19 protein-coding genes are annotated in these 22,685 nt (G+C 38.6%); 4 read left to right on the top strand and 15 right to left on the bottom strand.

Going from position 1 to position 22,685, the window contains the following annotated elements; translation table 11 throughout:
* Positions 1–12 precede the first annotated feature (12 nt).
* From acpP to yceD, 6 genes are all read right to left on the bottom strand, one after another.
* Positions 13–249 carry an acyl carrier protein gene (gene acpP / locus HWV00_RS09685; RefSeq protein WP_211685982.1) on the bottom strand — a complete coding sequence of 79 codons (237 nt, stop codon included), beginning with the start codon at positions 247–249 and terminating at the stop codon, positions 13–15.
* A 143-nt stretch (positions 250–392) separates the two neighbouring features.
* A complete protein-coding gene (fabG, locus tag HWV00_RS09680; RefSeq protein WP_211685980.1) occupies positions 393–1,127 on the bottom strand; it encodes a 3-oxoacyl-ACP reductase FabG in 735 nt (244 codons plus the stop codon).
* Positions 1,128–1,143: 16 nt separating this feature from the next.
* Positions 1,144–2,067: an ACP S-malonyltransferase gene (gene fabD / locus HWV00_RS09675; RefSeq protein ID WP_211685979.1), complete on the bottom strand. Its 924-nt coding sequence runs from the start codon at positions 2,065–2,067 to the stop codon at positions 1,144–1,146.
* Positions 2,068–2,198: 131 nt separating this feature from the next.
* On the bottom strand, positions 2,199–3,212 hold the full coding sequence (gene plsX, locus HWV00_RS09670; protein ID WP_211685977.1) for a phosphate acyltransferase PlsX: 1,014 nt from the start codon (positions 3,210–3,212) through the stop codon (positions 2,199–2,201).
* 9 nt (positions 3,213–3,221) lie between these two features.
* A complete protein-coding gene (rpmF, locus tag HWV00_RS09665; protein WP_006033904.1) occupies positions 3,222–3,392 on the bottom strand; it encodes a 50S ribosomal protein L32 in 171 nt (56 codons plus the stop codon).
* A 16-nt stretch (positions 3,393–3,408) separates the two neighbouring features.
* Positions 3,409–3,930 carry a 23S rRNA accumulation protein YceD gene (gene yceD / locus HWV00_RS09660; protein ID WP_255554997.1) on the bottom strand — a complete coding sequence of 174 codons (522 nt, stop codon included), beginning with the start codon at positions 3,928–3,930 and terminating at the stop codon, positions 3,409–3,411.
* A gap of 131 nt (positions 3,931–4,061) precedes the next feature.
* On the opposite strand from yceD, the gene HWV00_RS09655 reads away from it, so the two are divergent.
* Positions 4,062–4,649 (top strand): nucleoside triphosphate pyrophosphatase, encoded by a 588-nt coding sequence (locus tag HWV00_RS09655; protein ID WP_211685974.1) that lies wholly within the window; start codon positions 4,062–4,064, stop codon positions 4,647–4,649.
* Positions 4,650–4,757: 108 nt separating this feature from the next.
* On the opposite strand, the gene rluC is transcribed toward HWV00_RS09655, so the two are convergent.
* On the bottom strand, positions 4,758–5,711 hold the full coding sequence (gene rluC, locus HWV00_RS09650; protein WP_211685972.1) for a 23S rRNA pseudouridine(955/2504/2580) synthase RluC: 954 nt from the start codon (positions 5,709–5,711) through the stop codon (positions 4,758–4,760).
* A 540-nt stretch (positions 5,712–6,251) separates the two neighbouring features.
* On the opposite strand from rluC, the gene rne reads away from it, so the two are divergent.
* Together rne and HWV00_RS09640 are read left to right on the top strand one after the other, a co-directional pair.
* Positions 6,252–9,647, top strand: coding sequence for a ribonuclease E (gene rne, locus HWV00_RS09645; RefSeq protein WP_370630513.1), 3,396 nt, complete (start codon positions 6,252–6,254; stop codon positions 9,645–9,647).
* A 126-nt stretch (positions 9,648–9,773) separates the two neighbouring features.
* Positions 9,774–11,333 (top strand): SulP family inorganic anion transporter, encoded by a 1,560-nt coding sequence (locus HWV00_RS09640; protein ID WP_211685970.1) that lies wholly within the window; start codon positions 9,774–9,776, stop codon positions 11,331–11,333.
* A 143-nt stretch (positions 11,334–11,476) separates the two neighbouring features.
* Here HWV00_RS09640 and ihfA read toward each other — a convergent pair whose 3' ends face one another.
* The 8 genes from ihfA to thrS form a co-directional block, all read right to left on the bottom strand.
* Positions 11,477–11,770, bottom strand: coding sequence for an integration host factor subunit alpha (gene ihfA / locus HWV00_RS09635; RefSeq protein ID WP_211685968.1), 294 nt, complete (start codon positions 11,768–11,770; stop codon positions 11,477–11,479).
* Between the two features lie 3 nt (positions 11,771–11,773).
* A complete protein-coding gene (gene pheT, locus HWV00_RS09630) occupies positions 11,774–14,161 on the bottom strand; it encodes a phenylalanine--tRNA ligase subunit beta (RefSeq protein ID WP_211685966.1) in 2,388 nt (795 codons plus the stop codon).
* A 14-nt stretch (positions 14,162–14,175) separates the two neighbouring features.
* Complete coding sequence (gene pheS, locus HWV00_RS09625) at positions 14,176–15,159, bottom strand: phenylalanine--tRNA ligase subunit alpha (RefSeq protein ID WP_211685964.1); 984 nt, start codon at positions 15,157–15,159, stop codon at positions 14,176–14,178.
* Between the two features lie 90 nt (positions 15,160–15,249).
* A complete protein-coding gene (locus HWV00_RS09620; RefSeq protein WP_255554996.1) occupies positions 15,250–18,120 on the bottom strand; it encodes an EAL domain-containing protein in 2,871 nt (956 codons plus the stop codon).
* Positions 18,121–18,349: 229 nt separating this feature from the next.
* Positions 18,350–18,706 carry a 50S ribosomal protein L20 gene (gene rplT / locus HWV00_RS09615; protein WP_019439702.1) on the bottom strand — a complete coding sequence of 119 codons (357 nt, stop codon included), beginning with the start codon at positions 18,704–18,706 and terminating at the stop codon, positions 18,350–18,352.
* Positions 18,707–18,733: 27 nt separating this feature from the next.
* Complete coding sequence (gene rpmI / locus HWV00_RS09610; RefSeq protein WP_019439703.1) at positions 18,734–18,928, bottom strand: 50S ribosomal protein L35; 195 nt, start codon at positions 18,926–18,928, stop codon at positions 18,734–18,736.
* Between the two features lie 84 nt (positions 18,929–19,012).
* Positions 19,013–19,555 carry a translation initiation factor IF-3 gene (infC, locus tag HWV00_RS09605; RefSeq protein ID WP_081588302.1) on the bottom strand — a complete coding sequence of 181 codons (543 nt, stop codon included), beginning with the start codon at positions 19,553–19,555 and terminating at the stop codon, positions 19,013–19,015.
* Positions 19,552–21,486, bottom strand: coding sequence for a threonine--tRNA ligase (gene thrS / locus HWV00_RS09600; RefSeq protein WP_211685960.1), 1,935 nt, complete (start codon positions 21,484–21,486; stop codon positions 19,552–19,554). Before thrS ends, infC begins: the two co-directional genes overlap by 4 nt.
* A 356-nt stretch (positions 21,487–21,842) precedes the next feature.
* Between thrS and HWV00_RS09595 the strand changes: the two genes are divergently transcribed.
* Positions 21,843–22,667, top strand: coding sequence for a DUF2797 domain-containing protein (locus tag HWV00_RS09595; protein ID WP_211685958.1), 825 nt, complete (start codon positions 21,843–21,845; stop codon positions 22,665–22,667).
* The last annotated feature ends 18 nt before the right edge of the window (positions 22,668–22,685 follow it).

Raw genomic sequence — 22,685 nt, 5'->3', positions numbered from 1 at the left:
TAATCAGCTGAATTATTCAGCGCTAGAAACAACGTAGTCGATTGCAGCTTGAACAGTAGTGATTTTCTCTGCTTCATCATCTGGGATATCAGTATCAAATTCTTCTTCTAGAGCCATAACAAGTTCAACTGTATCTAGAGAATCCGCACCTAAGTCATCAACGAAAGAAGCTTCGTTTTTAACTTCGTCTTCTTTAACACCTAGTTGTTCGATAATGATTTTTTTTACGCGTTCTTCGTAGTTACTCATGTTTTACTTTTCCTTTAAAAAAATATAAAGCTTTTGATTAGTAGTTTATTGATTACTCATGAACTTGCAAGCCTTAACTTGGTGGTCAAACCACGAATGTTGAAAAAGCTCGCAAATTTATAAACAAGATCAAATATAAATGGCTATGCCATGTACATTCCGCCATTTACATGGATGGTTTCACCCGTGATATAGCTTGCACCATCAGATGCTAAAAATCCAACAGTTTCAGCTATCTCAGTTGTACTACCAAGACGACTGGTTGGTACTTGAGCTAATATTGTTTGTTTTTGTTCTTCCGTTAACTCTGCTGTCATATCAGTTTCGATAAAACCAGGAGCTACTGCGTTTACAGTGATGCCTCGAGATGCAACTTCACTTGCAAGCGATTTAGTAAAGCCTAATAAACCAGACTTAGCTGCTGCATAGTTTGCTTGACCACCATTGCCTGTTGAACCAACAACAGAACCAATGTTAATGATACGGCCAAAACGTTGCTTCATCATTCCGCGTAAGCAAGGCTTACATAAACGATATAAAGAGGTCAAGTTAGTGTCGATAACATTACACCATTCATCTTCTTTCATACGTAAGAAAATATTATCTGCTGTAATGCCCGCATTATTAACTAGAATATCAATGTGACCCACTTGGGTTTTGATTTCAGCATATAATGCATCAACTGAATCTTGATTCGTTACATTTAGTTCTAAACCAAATCCAGCATCGCCTAAATAAGCACCGATACGCTCAGCACCTTGTGCCGATGTTGCAGTACCAATAACTTTGGCACCTAATTTCGCGAAATGTTCCGCGATTGCACGACCAATACCACGGCTTGCACCAGTAACAAGTACTGTTTTACCTGAAAAACTCATTTAACTATTCCTACTGTTATGCAAAATCAGCAATTGTTGCTTGATTATTTACTGCACTGCCTTTAATTGTTTTATCAATTCGTTTCACAAGACCTGTAAGTACTTTTCCTGGACCAAATTCATACAATGCAGTGATGTCTTCTTTCGCCATTGTTTCGATTACTTCTGTCCAGCGTACTGGCATATAAAGCTGACGTATAAGCGCATCTTTAATGCTGTCTGCATCAACAGGTGACGCAACATCAACATTATTAATTAATTTGATTACTGGAGCATTAAACGTCACTTTTTCTAATGCTATTTTTAATTCATCAGCAGCAGGCTTCATCAATGAACAATGCGAAGGCACGCTTACTGGTAAAGGCATTACGCGTCGAGCCCCCCCTTCAACACAAAGTTCAGAAGCACGAGCTACTGCCGCTTTATTACCAGCAATCACAACCTGACCTGGAGAGTTAAAGTTTACAGCAGAAACGACTTCATCTTCAGCCGCTTTTTCACACGCTGCAATGATCGCATCGTTATCTAATCCGATAACGGCCGCCATTGCACCAATGCCTTGTGGCACCGCTTGCTGCATTAATTCTCCACGTAACTCAACAAGTGCGATTGCATCTTCAAACTTAATCACACCTGCACAAACAAGTGCTGAATATTCACCTAAACTATGACCAGCAACCAATGATGGCTTAAACGTTTCTTTTACTGCGGCAATTCGCCACAATGCAACAGACGTCGTTAATAATGCGGGTTGCGTAATATGAGTTTGGCCTAATTCTTCAGCTGTTCCATTTTGCACTAACTCCCATAAGTCATAACCAAGAACTTCACTTGCTTGAGCAAATGTTTGCTCAACGATTGGATGTTCTGGAGCTAGATCACCAAGCATACCTATCACTTGTGAACCTTGACCTGGGAATACTACTGCATACTTTGACATAAATTACCTATAAAAATTAACAAAGATTCATGTATCAATTTGAGAATGAACTTATCTAACTAGAAAGTAATATGAGGATAACGATTGAATTTTTCAAGAGAAGAGGCAAATTAAATGATAGAAAGCCAATCTTAATCAATAACATCAAGACTTGTGGATATTTTATCTACTAACCCACTTTTAACTTCTTTTACAGCCTGTTCAATTGCAAATTCAAAGGCAACCTGTTCGGCATTACCATGACTCTTAATTACAATACCCGGTAATCCTAACAAAGTTGCTCCGTTATACTGGTCGGGTTTCAAACGTTTAAGACTGTTCATTATTAGTGGTTTGACCAATAATGATAATAATTTAGTAAATATGTTCTTATTTGATACAGATGTTAGTTGAGAAATAACCAGGTCAACAACACCTTCACTTGTTTTTAATGCAACATTGCCTGTAAAACCATCACATACAATGACATCCGCTTTACCAGAGAAAATATCATTACCTTCAATAAAGCCAATATAGTTTAAATCTTGATGTTCAGCTAACAGTTGCGCTGCACGTTTGACCAAATCATTGCCCTTAATATCTTCTTGTCCGACATTAAGTAAAGCAACACGTGGATTATCTATATTGCCAACATGTTCAGCAAGTGCTGACCCCATTAACGCGAATTGGAATAATGCATCAGCATCACAACTCACATTAACACCAAGATCTAGCATATATACAGGTTGTTTAGTCACCGAAGGAAGAGTTGAAACTAACGCGGGTCTATCGACAAAAGGAAGTACTTTAAGTAGATGTCGAGAAAGCACCATTAACGCGCCAGTATTACCAGCACTGACACAGGCTTGCGCTTGCCCTTCTCGAACAAGATTCAATGCCATACGCATAGAGGATTGCTTATAATTGCGTAGTGATAACGCAGGTGCAAGATCCATGGGTATATCATCGATACTCGGAATAATAGTGTAACGGGATTTTAAAGACGTAGAAGTATTCTGTAATAAAGGAATTATTTCAGCTTCGTTACCGACAAGGTAAATAGAAAGGTTTTTATACTTTTTAAGTATATTTATTGCGGCTGGGATGGTGACATGGGGGCCGAAATCGCCCCCCATGACATCTAACGCAATTGTTAGATTAGGCAAAGTAATAACTTATTTGTTAATTACTTTAACGCCTTTGTAGTAACCATCAGCTGTTACATTGTGACGTAGGTGAGTTTCACCAGAAGTCACGTCAACAGTTGTAGCTGCTGCAGTTAGAGCGTCATGTGAACGACGTTGACCACGGCGTGAACGAGTTACTTTACTTTTTTGTACGGCCATTGACCTATACTCCTAATTACTTGCGCTTTAATTCAGATAAAGCTGCAAATGGGTTGGGCTGCTCATCAGCAGGCTCTATTTCTCCAAAACTCATCTCATTCGGATTCACTGAACAATCTTTCTCTTCGTGCAAAGCAACAAGAGGCAGATTTATGATCACTTCATCTTCAATAAATGAAACTGGATTGATTTCGCCATTTGCGTCCAATTCAATGGGCTCATAAGCATCTGGCAGATCTTCGACCTGAGAATCATTTTTCACAGGACTATATCTAAATTCGGTTTCACAAGCTTGTTCAAATATCTCGCCACAGCGCTGACATTCAAGGTTAACGGTTAGAGATACGCTACCCTGTATCACTATAAGACCTTGATTGTCTTTACTGAACGATATTGATACCTGAGCATCACTTGGTTCACCTGCCGTTGCATCCGTAATACGTTTCAACAGACGGGCTTCAACACTAGTGTTGAAATCCAATCTTTGTTGAGCGGTACGATAAGGATCAACAGTTACTGGTAGTTTTACCTTTTTCATAGGTTGCGGATAATATAGATTCATGTTGTTAGAGTCAAAAGGAAAATGAAAAAAAATCAAAATTCCCTACAAAAATAGATCACTTGTCGTTAAAATCATCAAATAATTAAATAATTGATGATAGATAAACCATGAGACCTAAACTGATCCTTGCTTCAACATCGCCATTCCGTAAACAGATTTTAGAAAAACTAAACTGCCCTTTCGATACCTTCAACCCAAAAGTTGATGAAACCGTCAAGCCAAACGAAACAGCTGAAATGCTAGTATCACGTCTAGCACTAGAAAAAGCTAAAGCTGCCAGTCGGGAGTATAATAACTCAATATCGATCGGATCGGATCAGGTTTGTGTCATTAATAACGAAATAATAGGTAAACCAGGTAATTTTGAAACAGCTTTTGCACAATTATCTGCCGTTTCTGCACAAAAGATAACTTTTTACACCGGTCTTTCTGTTGTAAATCAATGCACGAATCAGACAAATACGATAGTTGAACAATTTATTGTGCATTTTAGAGCACTTACAGATAATCAAATTCGTTATTATTTAGAGACTGAGCAACCTTACAATTGCGCTGGGAGTTTTATGTGTGAGGGACTTGGCATCGCATTATTTTCTAAGTTAGAAGGTAAAGACCCGAATACTTTAATTGGGCTGCCCCTAATTAGCCTAGTAGAAATTCTACAAGAACAAGGCTATAACGTTTTAGAAGGTTAAATAGAGACCAACTTAAGCCAAATTTTGAACATAAAAAAAGCCAGTATCATCGACACTGGCTTTTTTATCAAATGCTATTGAGTGAGTAACACTTAATAGCTTATACGATTAACACTTTTTCAGTTTTTCTAACGCTTTAACTAACGCCATATCTAGTGGTGCTTCTACTTCTTGTATTTCTTCAGTACCAGGATTAAAGAATTGTAAGCGAGCTGCGTGTAAAAACAGGCGTCTTAAGCCTAGGCCATTCATACGCTGCGTAAACTCTTTATCGCCATACTTATCATCACAAGCAATAGGGTGGCCTGCATGTAGCGTGTGCACACGAATTTGGTGTGTTCTACCCGTAATAGGGCTAGCTTGAACCAAAGTGCCGTGCTCATAGCGTTGAATAATTTTAAAACGTGTCTGAGATTGTTTACCTTCTTCATCAACACGTACAATTCGTTCGCCCGAACTAACTGTATTTTTTAATAAAGGTGCATTTACAACCTTAGTACTACGCGGCCATGCGCCAGCAACAAGTGCTTGATAATCTTTTTGCATTGTTTTTAAACGCAATTGCTCATGTAGTGCTTTTAGCGTGCTGCGTTTCTTTGCAACAAGTAAACAACCAGACGTATCACGATCTAAACGGTGTACTAGCTCAAGGAATTTACTATCAGGGCGAATAGCACGTAAGCCTTCAATTAAACCAAAGCTTAAACCACTACCACCATGTACAGCCATACCTGATGGCTTATTGATAACGATTAAATAGTTATCTTCGTATATGATTTGAGATTCTAACGCGCGGACAGAATCTAAGTTTGCTGACGGTGAAATAGCTTCTGTTTCTGAAACTCGAACCGGTGGTACGCGAACGATGTCTTCTGGCTGTAATTTATACTCAGGTTTAATTCTACCTTTATTAACTCTCACCTCACCTTTACGTATGATGCGATAAATCATACTTTTTGGTACACCTTTTAATCGGGTGCGTAAAAAGTTATCAATTCGTTGTCCTTGATAATCTTCAGTAATAGTTACAAATTCTACTTTTGGTGAAATTTTATCGGTCATAATTATTTTATTGTCTAACTCAAATGCGTTTAAGTATCAATTTGAAAAATATTTCTAATTGAGTGGAAAGTTAACTTGCTATATTAATACAGGCAATGGGATAATACCCTCTGTACTGCTAAAAAAATACAGCCAAGAATAATAATGGCTTTAGTATATCTGCTATTGAGGTAAATAATCATTTATTTATATCAATAATTTCAGAATAACCAGGATGTCGTTATTCTTGCTGCGGGTTTTTAGCATACATTTTGTATATAAGGTGTACATTGATAGGGAGTTTCATTTATCCAACTGGATACCACCTCCCCACAATTCAATTTCTATGTATGGCACCTTTTCGAATGCAATTATACACGTTAGTTATTGATGGAATCTAATGAGTGCAGAAATAATCGTAAGACACTTGATCACATTTAGAGCATCTAACAGCGCCTTAATTTAAACAGCCGAGAGGTTGATTATCTTACAGACACAAGGCCTGATGTACGTCTAACTAATTTATTCAAGCATGAAAATTAATTTATAAGTAATAATAAAATGAAAAGAATGTTAATTAATGCAACTCAAAAAGAAGAGTTGCGCGTTGCGCTTGTTGATGGGCAACGCCTTTATGATCTAGATATTGAAAGCCCTGGTCACGAACAAAAGAAAGCAAACATCTACAAAGGTAAAATCACCCGTGTAGAACCAAGTTTAGAAGCTGCTTTTGTTGACTATGGTGCAGACCGCCACGGTTTCCTTCCTCTTAAAGAAATCTCTCGCACTTACTTTAAACAAGGTTCAGGTAAGCAACGTGGACGTCCGAGCATTAAGGATGTTGTTGCTGAAGGTACTGAAGTAATTGTACAGATCGAAAAAGAAGAACGTGGCAATAAAGGTGCAGCATTAACTACATTTATTAGCTTAGCTGGTAGTTATCTTGTTCTAATGCCAAACAACCCTCGTGCAGGTGGTATTTCTCGTCGCATTGAAGGTGATGAACGTACAGAGCTTAAATCTGCTCTTGCTACATTAGAATTACCTGAAGGCATGGGACTTATTGTTCGTACCGCTGGTGTTGGTAAATCTGCAGAAGAGTTAGATTGGGACCTTAAGGTTCTACTTAACCATTGGCAAGCAATTCAAGACAGTGCAAAAGACCGTCAAGGTACTTTTTTAATACACCAAGAAAGTAATGTAATCGCTCGCGCCATTCGTGATTATCTTCGTCGTGATATCGGTGAAATCTTAATTGATCACCCGAAAGCATTCGAAGAAGCAAAAAATCGCATCAAGTTAATTCGTCCAGACTTCATGGACCGCATTAAATTGTATCAAGGTGACGTGCCTTTATTCAATCATTACCAGATTGAAACACAAATCGAATCAGCGTTCCAACGTGAAGTTCGCCTACCGTCTGGTGGCTCAATTGTTATTGACCCAACTGAAGCCTTAACGTCTATCGATATTAACTCTGCACGTGCAACACGCGGTGGTGATATTGAAGAAACAGCCTTAAATACTAACTTAGAAGCGGCAGATGAAGTTGCTCGTCAATTACGTCTTCGTGATTTAGGTGGTCTTGTTGTTATCGATTTTATCGATATGGGTCCAGTTAAAAACCAACGTGAAGTAGAAAATTGCTTACGTGATGCAGTCCGCCAAGATCGAGCTCGTATTCAACTAGGCCGTATTTCACGATTCGGTTTGATGGAAATGTCTCGCCAACGTATCCGCCCTTCTCTTGGTGAGTCAAGCACACACGTTTGTCCTCGTTGTAATGGTCAAGGAACGATTCGTGATAATGAGTCTTTAGCGCTTTCTATTCTACGTTTAATCGAAGAAGAATCGCTAAAAGAAAACACAAATCACATTGTTGCTCAAGTACCAGTTCCAGTTGCAGCTTACTTACTAAATGAAAAACGTAATTCAATCTTACGTTTAGAAAAACGTTATAAAGTGAAAAGCTTTATTATTCCAAATGAGAATTTAGAAACACCTCATTTTGAAGTTTCTCGTGTTAAAGCTGATGAAGACAGCGCTGAACTTTCAAGTACTGAGCTAACTAAATCACGTGAATTCACTCGTTATGAGCCAAAAGTAAATAACGAAACAGTTCAACCATTAGTTAAGCAAATCAATACACCTGAAAATAAATCAGAAAAATCGAAAGCAGCCGTTAAAAAACCTGCGCAACAACCAAAAGCGAAAGCAACTGTACAAGCTAAAACAACGGCACCTGCTGTTGAAAAAGAGTCTGTATTTAGCCGCATAGGTAAAGCGATTTCTGGTTTCTTTACTAGCGATGAAAAAGTCGAAGTAAAAGAAACTGTAAAAGAAACGGTTAAAGAAGCGCCTAAAAAAGTAGTTACGGATAAAGCTCCAACTAGCCGTAATAACGATGAGCCTCGCAAACCGCGCAACCGTCGCAACCGCAAGCCTCGTAATCCTGAAAATGCTGAAAACAAACAACAAGATGCTAATAGCAACGAAAATGTTGAAGTAAAACAGCAAAATAAATTCGAAAGAAAACAAAAATCGAATAATCAAGTTAAAGAGACTACACAAACTCAAGAGACTAAAGAAGAAAACAGCCCGCAAAATCAAGCTGTTTTAGCTGAACGTCGTCAACGCCGCAACATGCGTAAAAAAGTACGTGTAAATAACACTCAACAGAAAGCTAACGTAGAATCAGAGCAATCTGCAACTACAGAAGCTGCTAGCAAGCCTAAACCTGATGCAAATGCGCAACCTAAGCGTACTCGTCGTGGTTCTAAACAGCCTAGAAATAACGAAGCTGTTAAAGTTAAATTAGATGACACAGCGACAGCAACTACTGAAGTAACTAAACCTGTTACGGCTAAAGTAGCTAAGCCAGTTACGGCTAAAGCAACTAAGCCTGCTACTGCTGAAGTAACTAAGCCTGTTACTGCTGAAGTAACTAAGCCTGTTACTGCTGAAGTAACTAAGCCTGTTACGGCTGAAGTAACTAAGCCTGCTACTGCTGAAGTAACTAAGCCTGCTACTGCTGAAGTAACTAAGCCTGTTACGGCTGAAGTAGCTAAACCTGTTACTGCTCCAGCAACTAAGCCTGTTACTGCTCCAGCAACTAAGCCTGTTACTGCTCCAGCAACTAAGCCTGTTACTGCTCCAGCAACTAAACCTGTTACTGCTCCAGCAACTAAACCTGTTACTGCTCCAGCAACTAAACCTGTTACTGCTCCAGCAGCTAAACCTGTTACTGCTCCAGCAGCTAAACCTGTAATGCACACAGCTGTTGCAGCTAAGCCAGCGCCTGTAGCTAATGAAGTAGCTGATGTTGTTACACCAACTGCTAAGCCATCTACTGAGCGAGTTAAGATTGAAACTAAATCTGTCACTCGTCAAATGCACACTGCGCCAGCAACTCGCCCAGGACACGCACCAGTTGTAACTGAAACACCAGTTGTAACTGAAACACCAGTTGTTGCTGAAACACCAGTTGTTGCTGAAACACCAGTTGTAACTGAAACACCAGTTGTTGCTGAAACGCCAGTTGTTGTTGAAACACCAGTTGTTGCTGAAACGCCAGTTGTTGTTGAAACACCAGTTGTTGCTGAAACGCCAGTTGTTGCTGAAACGCCAGCTGTTGCTGAAACACCAGTTGTTGCTGAAACGCCAGTTGTTGTTGAAACACCAGTTGTTACTGAAACGCCAGTTGTTGTTGAAACACCAGTTGCTTACAAAGCAATTGAAGTTACACCTCAGCCTGCATTATTAGCACAAGGTACAGTTTCAAAGAAAGTTAACTACACTGTTAAGATGGCAACACCTCAACAAGTGGCACCTTCAACTAGTAACTTTGTTGCTAAAGTAGGTATTGTTCAACGTGCATCTATTGATGTCACAGCTGGACCAGGTGGTAGTCAATTTGCTTCTTCACAAAGCATATCGCCAACCACATTAGCTAAATAATAATAACAATTAGCTAAAATTAAAAAGCCGCATACAATGCGGCTTTTTTAGTAACTAGGATGATGCAGGACTTGCATCATCCTTTTATTTTTTATTCATTAATGACAACTCGGTAACTTAAAATTTATGTTTGAATTTCCAAAATATTCCATAGCATCAGTTAAAAATGATGTTCTATCTGGTTTAACGGTGGCGCTAGCGCTTGTACCAGAAGCAGTTGCATTTGCTTTTGTTGCAGGTGTAGAACCACTAGTAGGCTTATATGCTGCATTTATGGTCGGTTTAATCACTGCTATTTTTGGTGGCCGTCCAGGTATGATCTCTGGTGCTACAGGTGCAATGGCAGTTGTAATGGTGTCGCTTGTAGCTGAAAATGGCGTGCAATATTTATTTGCCGCTGTTGTGCTTGCTGGTTTATTGCAAGTTCTTGCAGGTGTATTCAAGCTAGGTAAATTTATTCGAATCGTACCACACCCTGTAATGATGGGGTTTGTGAACGGTCTAGCTATTGTTATTTTCTTAGCGCAACTAGGTCAATTCAAATTTATTGATACTAATGGCGATCTAGCTTGGTTACAAGGTTCACAACTTTATATCATGTTAGGTCTTGTTGCACTTACAATGGCAATCATTCATTTCCTACCAAAACTAACAAAAGCAGTGCCATCTTCACTTGTTGCGATTGTAACAGTAACGCTAATTGTTTATTACATGGGTCTAGACACTCGTACCGTTGTTGACTTCGTTAGATCGATGACTGGCGATGATAACGCGACTATTTCTGGTTCACTACCAAGCTTTAGCATTCCAAGTGTACCGTTCACATTAGAAACACTTTATATCATTCTACCTTATTCATTAATTCTTGCTGCGGTTGGTCTTATTGAATCATTGCTAACATTAACAGTTATTGATGAAATGACTGGTACACGTGGTAAAGGTAACCGAGAATGTGTTGCACAAGGCGCTTCAAACATCGTTAACGGTTTCTTTGGTGCTATGGGTGGTTGTGCAATGATCGGTCAATCAATGATCAACATCAACTCTGGTGGTCGTGGTCGTTTGTCTGGTATCACTGCAGCTATCTCACTATTGCTATTCATTCTATTCTTCTCTTCACTAATTGAAGTTATTCCACTAGCTGCACTTGTGGGTGTTATGTTCATGGTTGTGATTGGTACATTTGAATGGGCTACATTCCGTGTAATTCGTAAGATTCCAAAAGCAGATACATTTGTCATCGTACTCGTTACTGTTGTAACAGTGTTCACGGATCTAGCTGTGGCAGTAATCATTGGTGTAATTGTTTCAGCATTACGTTTTGCATGGGAACATGCATCACACATCAATGCAGAAACATCTACAGAAGAGTCTGGTAGCAAAGTATATAAAGTGAATGGTCCATTATTCTTCGGTTCTGTTAGTCACTTTTTAGAGCTATTTGATACTACAAATGATCCGCAAGACGTAATCATTGATTTTGCTAACTCACGTGTTTGTGATCACTCTGCAATTGAAGCGATTGATACATTAGCAGAACGCTACGTGGCTGCTGGCAAAGTATTACACCTTCGTCACCTTTCATTAGAGTGTAAACAACTAATGAAACGTGCAGGTGATATGATTGAAGTTAATTTAATCGAAGATCCTGAATACCATATCGCATCAGATAAACTTGGTGGCTAATTAGCTTCTCTCTTTATTTGCTACCCTACTCTGTTTAACTACATTGTAGGGTAAAATTAAAGAGAAGATCATATTAGAATATGAGTATATTACAGGCATAAAAAAACCGGCGAAAGCCGGTTTTTTCTTATCAAATTTAAACTCTAATCTTTTGAGATAGTTTCAACTTTCGCTTTCAACTTCTGACCAGGTTTAAAAGTCACTACGCGACGAGCTGTAATTGGTATATCTTCACCTGTTTTAGGATTACGACCAGGTCGTTCCCCTTTATCACGAAGGTCAAAATTACCAAAACCAGATATTTTAACTTGCTCGTTAAGCTCTAAAGATAAACGAATCTCTTCAAAGAAAGCTTCTACCATTTCTTTAGATTCACGTTTACTCAGACCAACGTCGTTAAATAAAGTTTCAGCAATATCAGCTTTGGTTAGTGCCATAAATTAATCCCTCAAGGATGCATTGAATTCAGATGAAATAGCGTCCACAACATTACTTACTGCTTCAGATATTTCTTTTTCTTCCAAGGTGCGTGAGATATCTTGTAAGGTTAAGCTGATTGCTAGGCTCTTATGACCTTCTGCAACACCAGTACCTTGGTATACATCAAACAAGTTTATGCCAACTAACTGATTCCCGCCAACTTTTTTGATGAAGTTAAGAACATCACCAGCATGAACATCGTCTTTAACGATCATTGCAATGTCACGACGGTTAGCAGGAAACTTAGAAACTTCAACAGCTTGCGGTAGGTTGCGAGATGTTAATGTAGCTAGTTCAATCTCAAGAATAATCGTTGAGCTATTTAGTCCTAACTTCTTCTCTAATGAAGGATGGATAGCACCAATGTGACCAACAGATCGACCTTCACAGAAGATTTCAGCACTTTGACCTGGATGTAAGCCTGGGTGACTTGCACGTTTAAGTACAAATGCATCAGTATTACATGTCTGGTCTAATAGCGCGTCTAAATCACCTTTAAGGTCGAAATAGTCTACAGACTTACTTTCTTGATTCCATGATTCAGCATTCGCAGTACCCGCAATAATTGCACCAAGCATAGGTACTTGTAGTACACCGTTTTCAACTGATTCATCTTTAATAAATGTAAGACCAGTTTCAAACAAACGAATACGTTGTTGCTGACGTTTTTGGTTAGCAACAACTGCTTCAACTAAACCAGTGAACATACTAACGCGCATTGCTGACATTTCAATCGAGATTGGATGTGGCAATGTAAGTTGATCTGCCTCAGGGTGTAGTAATAATTGACGTTTTGGATCAACGAAGCTATATGTAATTGCTTCTTGGAATCCACGGTCAACCATTAAATCACGAATACGACGAACAGGTAATGTCGCTTCGTTATGGTCTGTCATCTTTAATGGAGCAACAGGTGCCATATTTGGAATATTGTTGTAACCAAATACACGTGCTACTTCTTCAATTAGATCAACTTCAACTTCGATATCGAAGCGGAATGCTGGTGACGTAACAGTCCAAGTGTCATTTTCAAACGTAGGTGCTAGACCTAGCGTGTTTAAAATGTCAGTTACTTTTTCGTCTTCAATATGGAAACCAATTACTTTATCTAATTGATGACGACGTAAGTTAATTGGTGCATGCTTCGGTAATGTCGCTTCTGTTGTTACATCAACAACTGGTGCTACTTCACCACCACAAATTTCAACGATTAACTGTGTCGCACGTTCCATTGCTTGGTATTGAAGTTCAGAGTCAACACCACGTTCAAAACGGTGTGAAGAATCAGTATGTAGACCATACGCACGAGCACGACCAGTGATCGCTAACGGGCTAAAGAATGCAGACTCTAATAAGATAGAGCTAGTTGCAGTCGTTACACCTGTTTTTTCGCCGCCGAAGATACCAGCCATTGCGATAGCACCAGAGTCATCAGCAATAACAAGCGTATTGTCATTTAGCTTAACTTCGTTACCATCAAGCAGCGTTAATTTTTCATCTTGGTTAGCAAGACGAACATTAATCGCGCCTGTTAATGTTGCAAGATCAAATGCATGCATCGGTTGACCAAGTTCTAACAATACATAGTTAGTAACGTCAACAACAGGATCGATTGAACGAGTGCCACAACGACGTAAACGCTCAACCATCCATAAAGGTGTTTTAGCGCTCATATCTAAGTTACTGATCACACGACCAAGGTAACGAGGGCATTGCTCTGTCGCTGTTACAGAAACATTTACTGTCTCTGTACTTATTTCTGTTGCATTGGTCCATTCTGGCGCTGTTACTGCGATGTTGTTTAATACACCGACTTCACGAGCGATACCAGCGATGCTTAAGCAATCAGCACGGTTAGGTGTTAGATCAACTTCAATAGTCACATCGTCTAGGCCAAGGAATTCACGAATACAAGTACCCGGGATTGCATCTGCAGGTAACTCGATGATACCGTCAGCTGATTCAGCCATGCCCATTTCAGATTCAGAACAAAGCATACCGTGTGATGGTTGACCACGTAGTTTAGCTTTCTTAATTTTGAAATCGCCAGGTAATACAGCGCCTACAGTTGCAACAGCAACTTTAAGGCCTGCACGGCAGTTAGATGCGCCACATACGATGTCGATTAGCTCTTCTGCACCAATATCGATTTTAGTTACTTGTAATTTATCTGCATCTGGATGCTGACCACATTCAACAACGTGACCTACAACGATACCAGTGAAATCACCAGCAACGGCATCAATACCGTCAACTTCAAGGCCAGCCATTGTAATTTGATGCGCTAGCTCTTCGTTTGTAAGACCTGGTTTAACCCAAGTTTGTAACCATTCATTACTGAATTTCATTATAGTGTCCTATCTTATTTAAACTGCTTGAGGAAACGTAAATCATTTTCGAAAAATGAACGTAAATCGTTAACGCCATAGCGAAGCATCGCTAAACGTTCAACACCCATACCAAAGGCAAAGCCAGAGTATTTTTCAGGGTCGATTCCAACAGAGGTTAATACGTTAGGGTGAACCATGCCGCAGCCTAGTACTTCTAACCATTTACCATTTTTGCCCATTACATCTACTTCAGCTGAAGTTTCTGTAAACGGGAAATAAGAAGGACGGAAACGAATTTCTAAATCTTCTTCAAAGAAGTTATTTAAGAAATCGTGTAATACACCTTTCAGCTCACTAAAGCTTACTTTTTCGTCAACAAATAGACCTTCTACTTGATGGAACATTGGCGTGTGTGTTTGATCGTAATCATTACGGTAAACACGGCCTGGAGAGATGATACGGATAGGCGGTTTTTCAACTTCCATCGTACGAATCTGAACACCAGATGTTTGTGTTCTAAGTACTAACTTAGGATTAAAGTAAAATGTATCGTGATCCGCACGAGCTGGATGATGCTCAGGGATATTCAATGCATCAAAGTTGTGATAATCATCTTCAACTTCTGGACCAGATTTAACAGCGAAACCTAATTCACCGAAAAATGATTCAATACGTTCGATAGTGCGTGTTACAGGATGTAAACCACCGTTTAGGTTCGTACGACCAGGTGCTGTTACATCAATCATTTCTTCTGCTAATTTAGCATCTAAAACTGCTTGTTGAAATGCATCACGTTTATCGTTAATGATTTTTTGAACTTCTTGCTTAGCAATATTAATCGCTTGGCCAGCTTTAGGTTTTTCTGCTGGAGGCAGTTTACCTAATGTCTTCATTTGTTCAGTCAAGATACCTTTTTTACCAAGGTACTCAACACGAACAGTGTCCAATGTTGCGAGATCTGTTGCGTTTGCTACGGCTTCTACGGCCTGTGCGATTATTTCTTTGAGGTGTTGCATGTTTTTCTTATCACCCTGTTGGCAGGAAAAGTGAATAGATTCATTCAGTAATGGATGATTTTACTTAAAAGTAAGCTGAAGTGCTAGTACTTAAGCAGAATCAAGTTGTTCATTATCAACTAAATCGACTAAAAGTGCAGGTTTGGCTATTAAATAGCCTTGAACATAATCAATACCTATTCCAGACAGGATATTTTTGATGTTTTCATTTTCTACATATTCAGCAACCGTTTTGATGTTAACAGCCTTTGCAATGTCATTAAATGACTTAACCATAGTGTAATCAATGTTATCTGTCTCGATATTTTCAACAAATGAACCATCAATTTTAAGTTGATCAATCGGAAGTCGTTTAATATAACTATATGAAGAAAAACCACTTCCAAAATCATCTAAACTGAATCGACAACCTAATGCCTTAAATTTATTCATGAATAAAATTGTTTGATCAAAGTCCATGATCGCCTGACTTTCTGTAATTTCAAAACAGAGTTTTTCAGGCGGAATACCGTACGTTGTGATTGTTTTCTCTATATATGAATGCATACTTCTATCAACTAAAGATTGCCCACATAAGTTAATGGAAGCTGAACTAAGCATAGAAAGATGGTTAGGGTTTGAAGACAACCATTGGCAGTATGTTTTAACTACCCAACGGTCTAATTGTGACATGAAATTATAATTTTCAGCGGCAGCAATAAACTCACTCGGAGATTGCAAGTTGCCTTGTTCATCTCTTAATCTAAGTAATATTTCATATCGATAGCCTTCATCCACTAAAGGTGATAAGGGTTGAATCGTTTGGAAGGCAAGTTCGAATCTATTTGCATCTAGCGCTTCACGCAGGACGCCGATCCAACGCATTTCACGCTGGTGTCCAAGCATCACGTCGTTACTTTTACTGTATACATGAATGCGATTACGCCCCTGCTCCTTCGCTGTAAAGCACGCTGTGTCTGCAAGGCTTAATGCTTGTGAAAAATTCTCAATTGATTCATCTAAAGTAACAACACCAATACTTGCCCCTAATACAAAGTGTCGTGCATTATGTGTAAATCTAAAATCTTCAATACCGCAGCGGATCGTATCTGCAACTTCAAGCGCATCATCAAAGTTAGTTTTATTAAGCAGAATGCCAAATTCATCCCCTCCAAGACGCGCTAATATTGCATTTTCATCAAGGAATGATTTTAAAACAACCGTTATTTTTTTCAGTAAGGAATCACCGACATCATGTCCACAGATATCGTTAACTAATTTAAACTGGTCTAAGTCCATGTAAAGTAATATGTTATCTTCTAAAACCGAACGGTTACTTTCTAATGACAGACCAACTAGCTTCTCAAAGTGTGTACGATTAACTAACCCTGTTAATTGATCATATTTAGCAATCGACTCAAGTTTAATTTCATGTTGTTTACGCTTCGTTGTATTGACAAATGAGCCATCAATAACGGTTATATCGGGCTGAATATTTAATCGCATATTAATTTCGCCATGGAATATTTCACCATAACGGTCATAACCAGACATCTCAATACTATTAATTTCACCCTCAATGCGCAGTGATTCAATTATTTTTTCTCGAAGATGCGGGTCCGCATAAAATTCATCCGCTTTAAAATTACCCGATTTTTTCATATCCTCAAGGTTGATAAAGCCCAATAATCGACACATAGATTTGTTAATCGCTAATATCTCACCGTCTATCGTCGTGGTGAACATACCCTCTGCTGCATTTTGAAATACACTGTAGTAACGCTCATTCACTGATGTCATTTGCTTTTCAACATCTTTCTTTATGATTCTGTCACGAGCCATTTGCTTTGCAAAGTTCCAGCATAGATAAATCAATACGACAAGCGCTGACAATGCCGAAGTATAGTCAGAAAATTCATACTGGCCTAGCAATCCAAAACGAGTAAGGATATGTATATCAATGCCAAGTATGAAATACACTAATGATAAAACATAAAAACGTACTTCTTTTGACTCATCATGGATAAAAAATAAGCCACATACAATTGTCAGTATTGTAAGACCTAAAGCTAGAACAGAAATTAATATAATACTGATTTTGAATGAGAACAACAGCGGACTTGCAATAACAACAAACGAAAAAATAATCAGCATTTTAATGAATGTAGAAAACCAAGAACGGTATCTCAACTTCAATAGTTGACGCGCAAATAAGCTGAGGTTTAGCCCAATAATACCCATTAATATAATAATTATCGCATCATAATATTCAGTAATAAAAGGAAGGTTATACACGAAACCAAAACCTTCTATAATCCATATAACAGCGAGATAGCACACAATGAATAATACATATTGAAGTAATCGAGGTTCATGTAGGTGTATATATAAGAACACGAGATAACATATCATCATCAAAAATAGACCGGTAAATATACCTACCATTAATTTATGCTGTGATTGGTTATCAATAAAATCGTTAGCATTCCATATCATGAGGGGGGTTTGTAAAAAAGCAGTTGTTTTAAGACGAATGAAATAATTAATGCTTTCATTCGCTTCTATTTTAAAGCCCGTTGCAAAGGTTAAATTAGACATATTATCGTCATCATGTCGACGAGTGCCTAGGCTTTTAGCTGTGATATTACCATCGCCACCAATAAGATAAAGATCAATCTTATCTAATAGTGAATCACCGAAATCTATAATCAGATATTTATCAACACCTGACTTGTTCACTATCTCACCCTGAAACCAAAATGTACTATCAGAAAAACCAAAGTTAAAGTGCTCTTCTTTACTACTTACCCAAGGAACCGCAGACTGTCTTTGCGATAAATAATCAAATGTGTATGAATTAGTTTTATCTTCAAAATATTTTATTGATGAACTGAGGTGGTCTACTTTAAAATTTTGATCAATAGCAATACCTTCAGCTCGCGCAAAAGTACTATGAAAAGCAATAAGGAGAAGTAAAGACAATAAATAACGCATAAATTTGAATATCTATCACAATAATATTTAAAATTGATAAATTTATATTACAGAAAAGCATTATGCAAGTATATAGAAGGGACTGTTAGCAGGACTTTATAGCTATATTATAAGTCGAGGGTATTAATAACTTATAGGTATTTTCTATTAATTCAGTTGTTCAAAAACTAAAAAAGGAGGCCTAAGCCTCCTTTTAATAACAATTACTTAATTTAAATTAAGCAACAGCTTCTTTTGCTTTATTTACTAGTACAGTAAATGCCGCTTTATCGAATACAGCAATGTCTGCTAAGATCTTACGATCGATTTCAATAGAGGCGTGTTTAAGGCCATTAATGAAACGGCTGTAAGACATACCATTTTGACGTGCAGCAGCGTTAATACGTGTAATCCATAATTGACGGAATTGACGTTTACGTTGACGACGGTCACGGTAAGCATATTGACCAGCTTTTGTAACTGCTTGGAAAGCAACACGGTAAACTCGTGAACGAGCTCCGTAATAACCTTTAGCTTGTTTTAAAACTTTCTTATGACGAGCACGTGCAACAACACCGCGTTTAACTCTAGGCATAACTATTTTCCTCTTTTATATCTAAAATTAAGCGTATGGAAGCATACGTGAAACAGATGCAACATCACACTTTGCAACCATTTGCGTACCACGAAGGTGACGTTTACGTTTAGTGCTCTTCTTGGTCAAAATATGACGTAGGTGAGACTGTTTGCGTTTAAAACCATTAGCGGTTTTCTTAAAGCGCTTTGCAGCGCCTTTATTCGATTTCAACTTAGGCATTATAACTCCGCATTGTTGAATATTAATGAATAACAGTAAGGCGAACATGAGTACTTACGTACTCATATTACTTGGAAGCACCTACTATTTCTTTTTTGGGGCTAACACCATTACAGCTTGACGACCTTCCATTTTCGGGAAAGCCTCCACGACTGCAATTTCTTTTAGATCGTCTTTAATACGATTTAGAAGATCAAAGCCTAAGCTCTGGTGCGCCATTTCTCGACCTCGGAAACGCAGCGTAATTTTCGCTTTGTTACCTTCTTCGAGGAAGCGAGTCAGGTTGCGTAGTTTTACCTGATAATCGCCGGTGTCAGTTCCAGGACGGAATTTTATTTCCTTAACCTGAACCCGAACTTGCTTTTTCTTCTGCTCTTTAACAGATTTACTTTTCTCGTATATAAATTTACCGTAATCCATGACACGGCAAACAGGAGGCTCGGCATTCGGGCTAATTTCTACAAGATCTAAACTTGCTTCTTCTGCGATAGCAAGAGCTTCTCTTATAGATACGATTCCAATCACTTCACCATCAGCACCGTTTAAGCGACATTCTGGTATACGAATTTCTTCGTTGATACGATGTTGTCTGGTCGTTTGTTGTTGACCTTTTTTTCCGCCTTTTATAACGAATCCTCCAAAGTTGTTTTACCGCGGCTGCTGACTTCAGTTTGTAATTTACTGATGAAATCATCTAACTTCATAGTACCTAAGTCAACACCCTTACGAGTACGTACTGCTATTTCTCCTGACTCGACTTCTTTATCGCCGATGACCAAAAGATATGGCACACGTTTCAAAGTATGTTCGCGGATTTTAAAGCCTATCTTCTCATTTCTCAAGTCTAATTTTGCTCTAATGCCTACTTTCTTCATTTTTTCTACAAATTCTGTAGCAAAAACAGCCTGTTTGTCTGTAATATTCATTACAACTGCTTGAACAGGTGAGATCCAAGTAGGGAATAATCCTGCATACTCTTCAATTAAGATACCGATGAAGCGCTCAAGTGAACCTAAAATCGCGCGGTGAATCATAACAGGCGTGTCACGACCATTATTTTCACACACATATTCAGCACCTAATTTCTCAGGCATTGAGAAGTCTAGCTGAATTGTACCACATTGCCATGCTCGATCTAAGCAATCATGTAAAGTAAATTCAATCTTAGGACCATAGAACGCACCCTCGCCTTCTTGCACTTCATAGGTCAAGCCATTTGAAGTTAATGCATCAGCAAGTGCTTTTTCTGATTTATCCCAAGTCTCATCACTACCAACACGATTTTCAGGGCGCGTTGAAAGTTTAATTTCAATATTTTCGAAACCAAATGTCTCATACGTTTCGAAAACCATCTTAATACAATCAGATACTTCTTGTTGTATTTGGCTTTCAGTACAGAAGATGTGGGCATCATCCTGTGTGAAACCACGTACACGCATTAAGCCATGTAACGAGCCTGATGGTTCATTACGGTGACATGAGCCAAACTCTGCCATACGTAATGGTAAATCACGGTAAGATTTTAAACCTTGGTTATAAATCTGTACGTGGCCAGGACAGTTCATTGGTTTAATCGCGTATTCACGATTTTCCGAATGCGTACAGAACATACCGTCTGCATATTTGTCCCAGTGACCTGATTTTTCCCATAAGCTACGATCCATGATTTGTGGACCTTTCACTTCTTGGTAATTAAAGTCACGTAATTTTTCACGGATGAACGTTTCTAGTTCACGGAAAATAGTCCAACCGTCATTATGCCAGAACACCATACCCGGTGCATCTTCTTGCATATGGTAAAGATCAAGTTGCTTACCAATTTTACGGTGATCGCGCTTCTCAGCTTCAGCAAGACGTTGAATATATGCTTTTAGCTCTTTCTTATCAGTCCAAGCTGTACCATATATACGTTGTAACATCTTATTGTCTGAGTTACCGCGCCAGTATGCGCCTGCAACAGACATTAATTTGAAATGCTGGCAATGCTTCATTACTGGTACGTGCGGGCCACGACACATATCTACGTATTCTTCATGGAAATATAAAGCAGGCGTTTCATCTTTACCGATGTTCTCGTCTAAGATCGCTACTTTATAAGTTTCACCACGTTCTTCAAACGTGTCACGCGCTTCTTGCCAAGATACAACTTTCTTAATTACTTGATAGTTGGTCTTAACCAGTTTGTTCATGTGCTTTTCTAGCTTAGCTAAATCAGCTTCGCTAATTGGTTCTTCCATATCGACATCATAATAGAAGCCTTTATCAATGGTAGGGCCAATAGCCATCTTGGTGTTTGGCCATAATTGCTTAATAGCATGACCAAGTAAATGCGCACAAGAGTGGCGTAGGATCTCTAGACCATCGGCATCTTTAGACGTAATGATTTCGATTGCAGCGTCTTCAGTGATCAGGTCACATGCGTCAACACGTTCCCCATTAACACGGCCAGCGATACACGCTTTAGCAAGACCGGAGCTGATATCTGCGGCAATATCCATAATAGATACTGGATTGTCAAATTGACGCTGAGCGCCATCTGGAAGAGTAATAACAGGCATTTTATATCCTTTTGCAGTGATGCTGCCTACGATGCAGCGTTTGCATAAATTATGGTGTGAATAACACACCAAGCGATAATGTTTAGTTAAGTGTTAAGTTCAAGTGACTAACACTCATTAATAAACTGAAATTTGAGCTGAACGTTTTGTAATCGAAAAACCAAATTGTAATCGAATAACCAAAAGTAAAACTATAAGTAGAAAGAAATTTCAGACCAAGTATTATATAGAATTACTTTATAATTACACGGCTTTTGTTAATCTCGCGTCAATTTATCGCTATATAAAAGAATAAATACGCAATTTATCAAATAACGACAGCCTCTATAATTTCACGAGCAATGGAATATCATAAAATGTCATACACCGGCCATATCAGTAAAATGGTTTCAACTCTAAATGCAGATAGCAGTGTGAGTTACCAATTACCACTCGACGATACGCTTATTCCGTTAAATGAATTTATCGGTAAATCAATTACAATGACACACACAGGCAACATACATTGCTTGAGCTGCGGAAAAAAAACCAAGAAAAGCTATTCACAAGGCCACTGCTTCGTTTGTACACGTAAACTAGCAAGTTGTGACATGTGCATTATGAAACCAGAAACGTGCCATTATGAACACGGTACTTGCCGTCAGCCAGAGTGGGCTGATGACTTTTGTATGACAGATCATTATGTTTACCTTTCTAACACCTCTGCATTAAAAGTCGGTATTACTCGCCACACTCAATTGCCCACACGTTGGATTGATCAAGGCGCGACTCAGGGCTTACCTATATTTAAAGTTAAAACAAGATTGATATCTGGATTAGTTGAAACTGCACTTGCAGAATTCATCGGTGATAAAACCAATTGGCGCGCAATGCTGAAAGGCGAAAACGCTGATATCGATTTAAAAGCTGAAGCAGCACGTCTAATGCCTCTTATCGAAGAACAGTTAGGTAATATAGAAATGATGTACGGCTTAGATGCAATTGAAGAGCTTGAAGAAGACATTGTGACGATTAACTACCCTGTTACTGAACATCCAACAAAAATCATTTCACACAACTTCGATAAAGAGCCTGTTGTGACTGGTGTATTACAAGGTATTAAAGGTCAATACCTGTTTTTTGATACAGGCGTGATAAACATGCGTAAATTTACAAGCTATGAAATCACCTTAACAACATAATTGGTTGACCACTCTGTC

This window comes from Moritella sp. 24, from assembly GCF_018219155.1.
In the GTDB taxonomy this organism is placed as follows: domain Bacteria; phylum Pseudomonadota; class Gammaproteobacteria; order Enterobacterales; family Moritellaceae; genus Moritella.
This window is presented reverse-complemented; position numbering and strand designations above follow the sequence as displayed.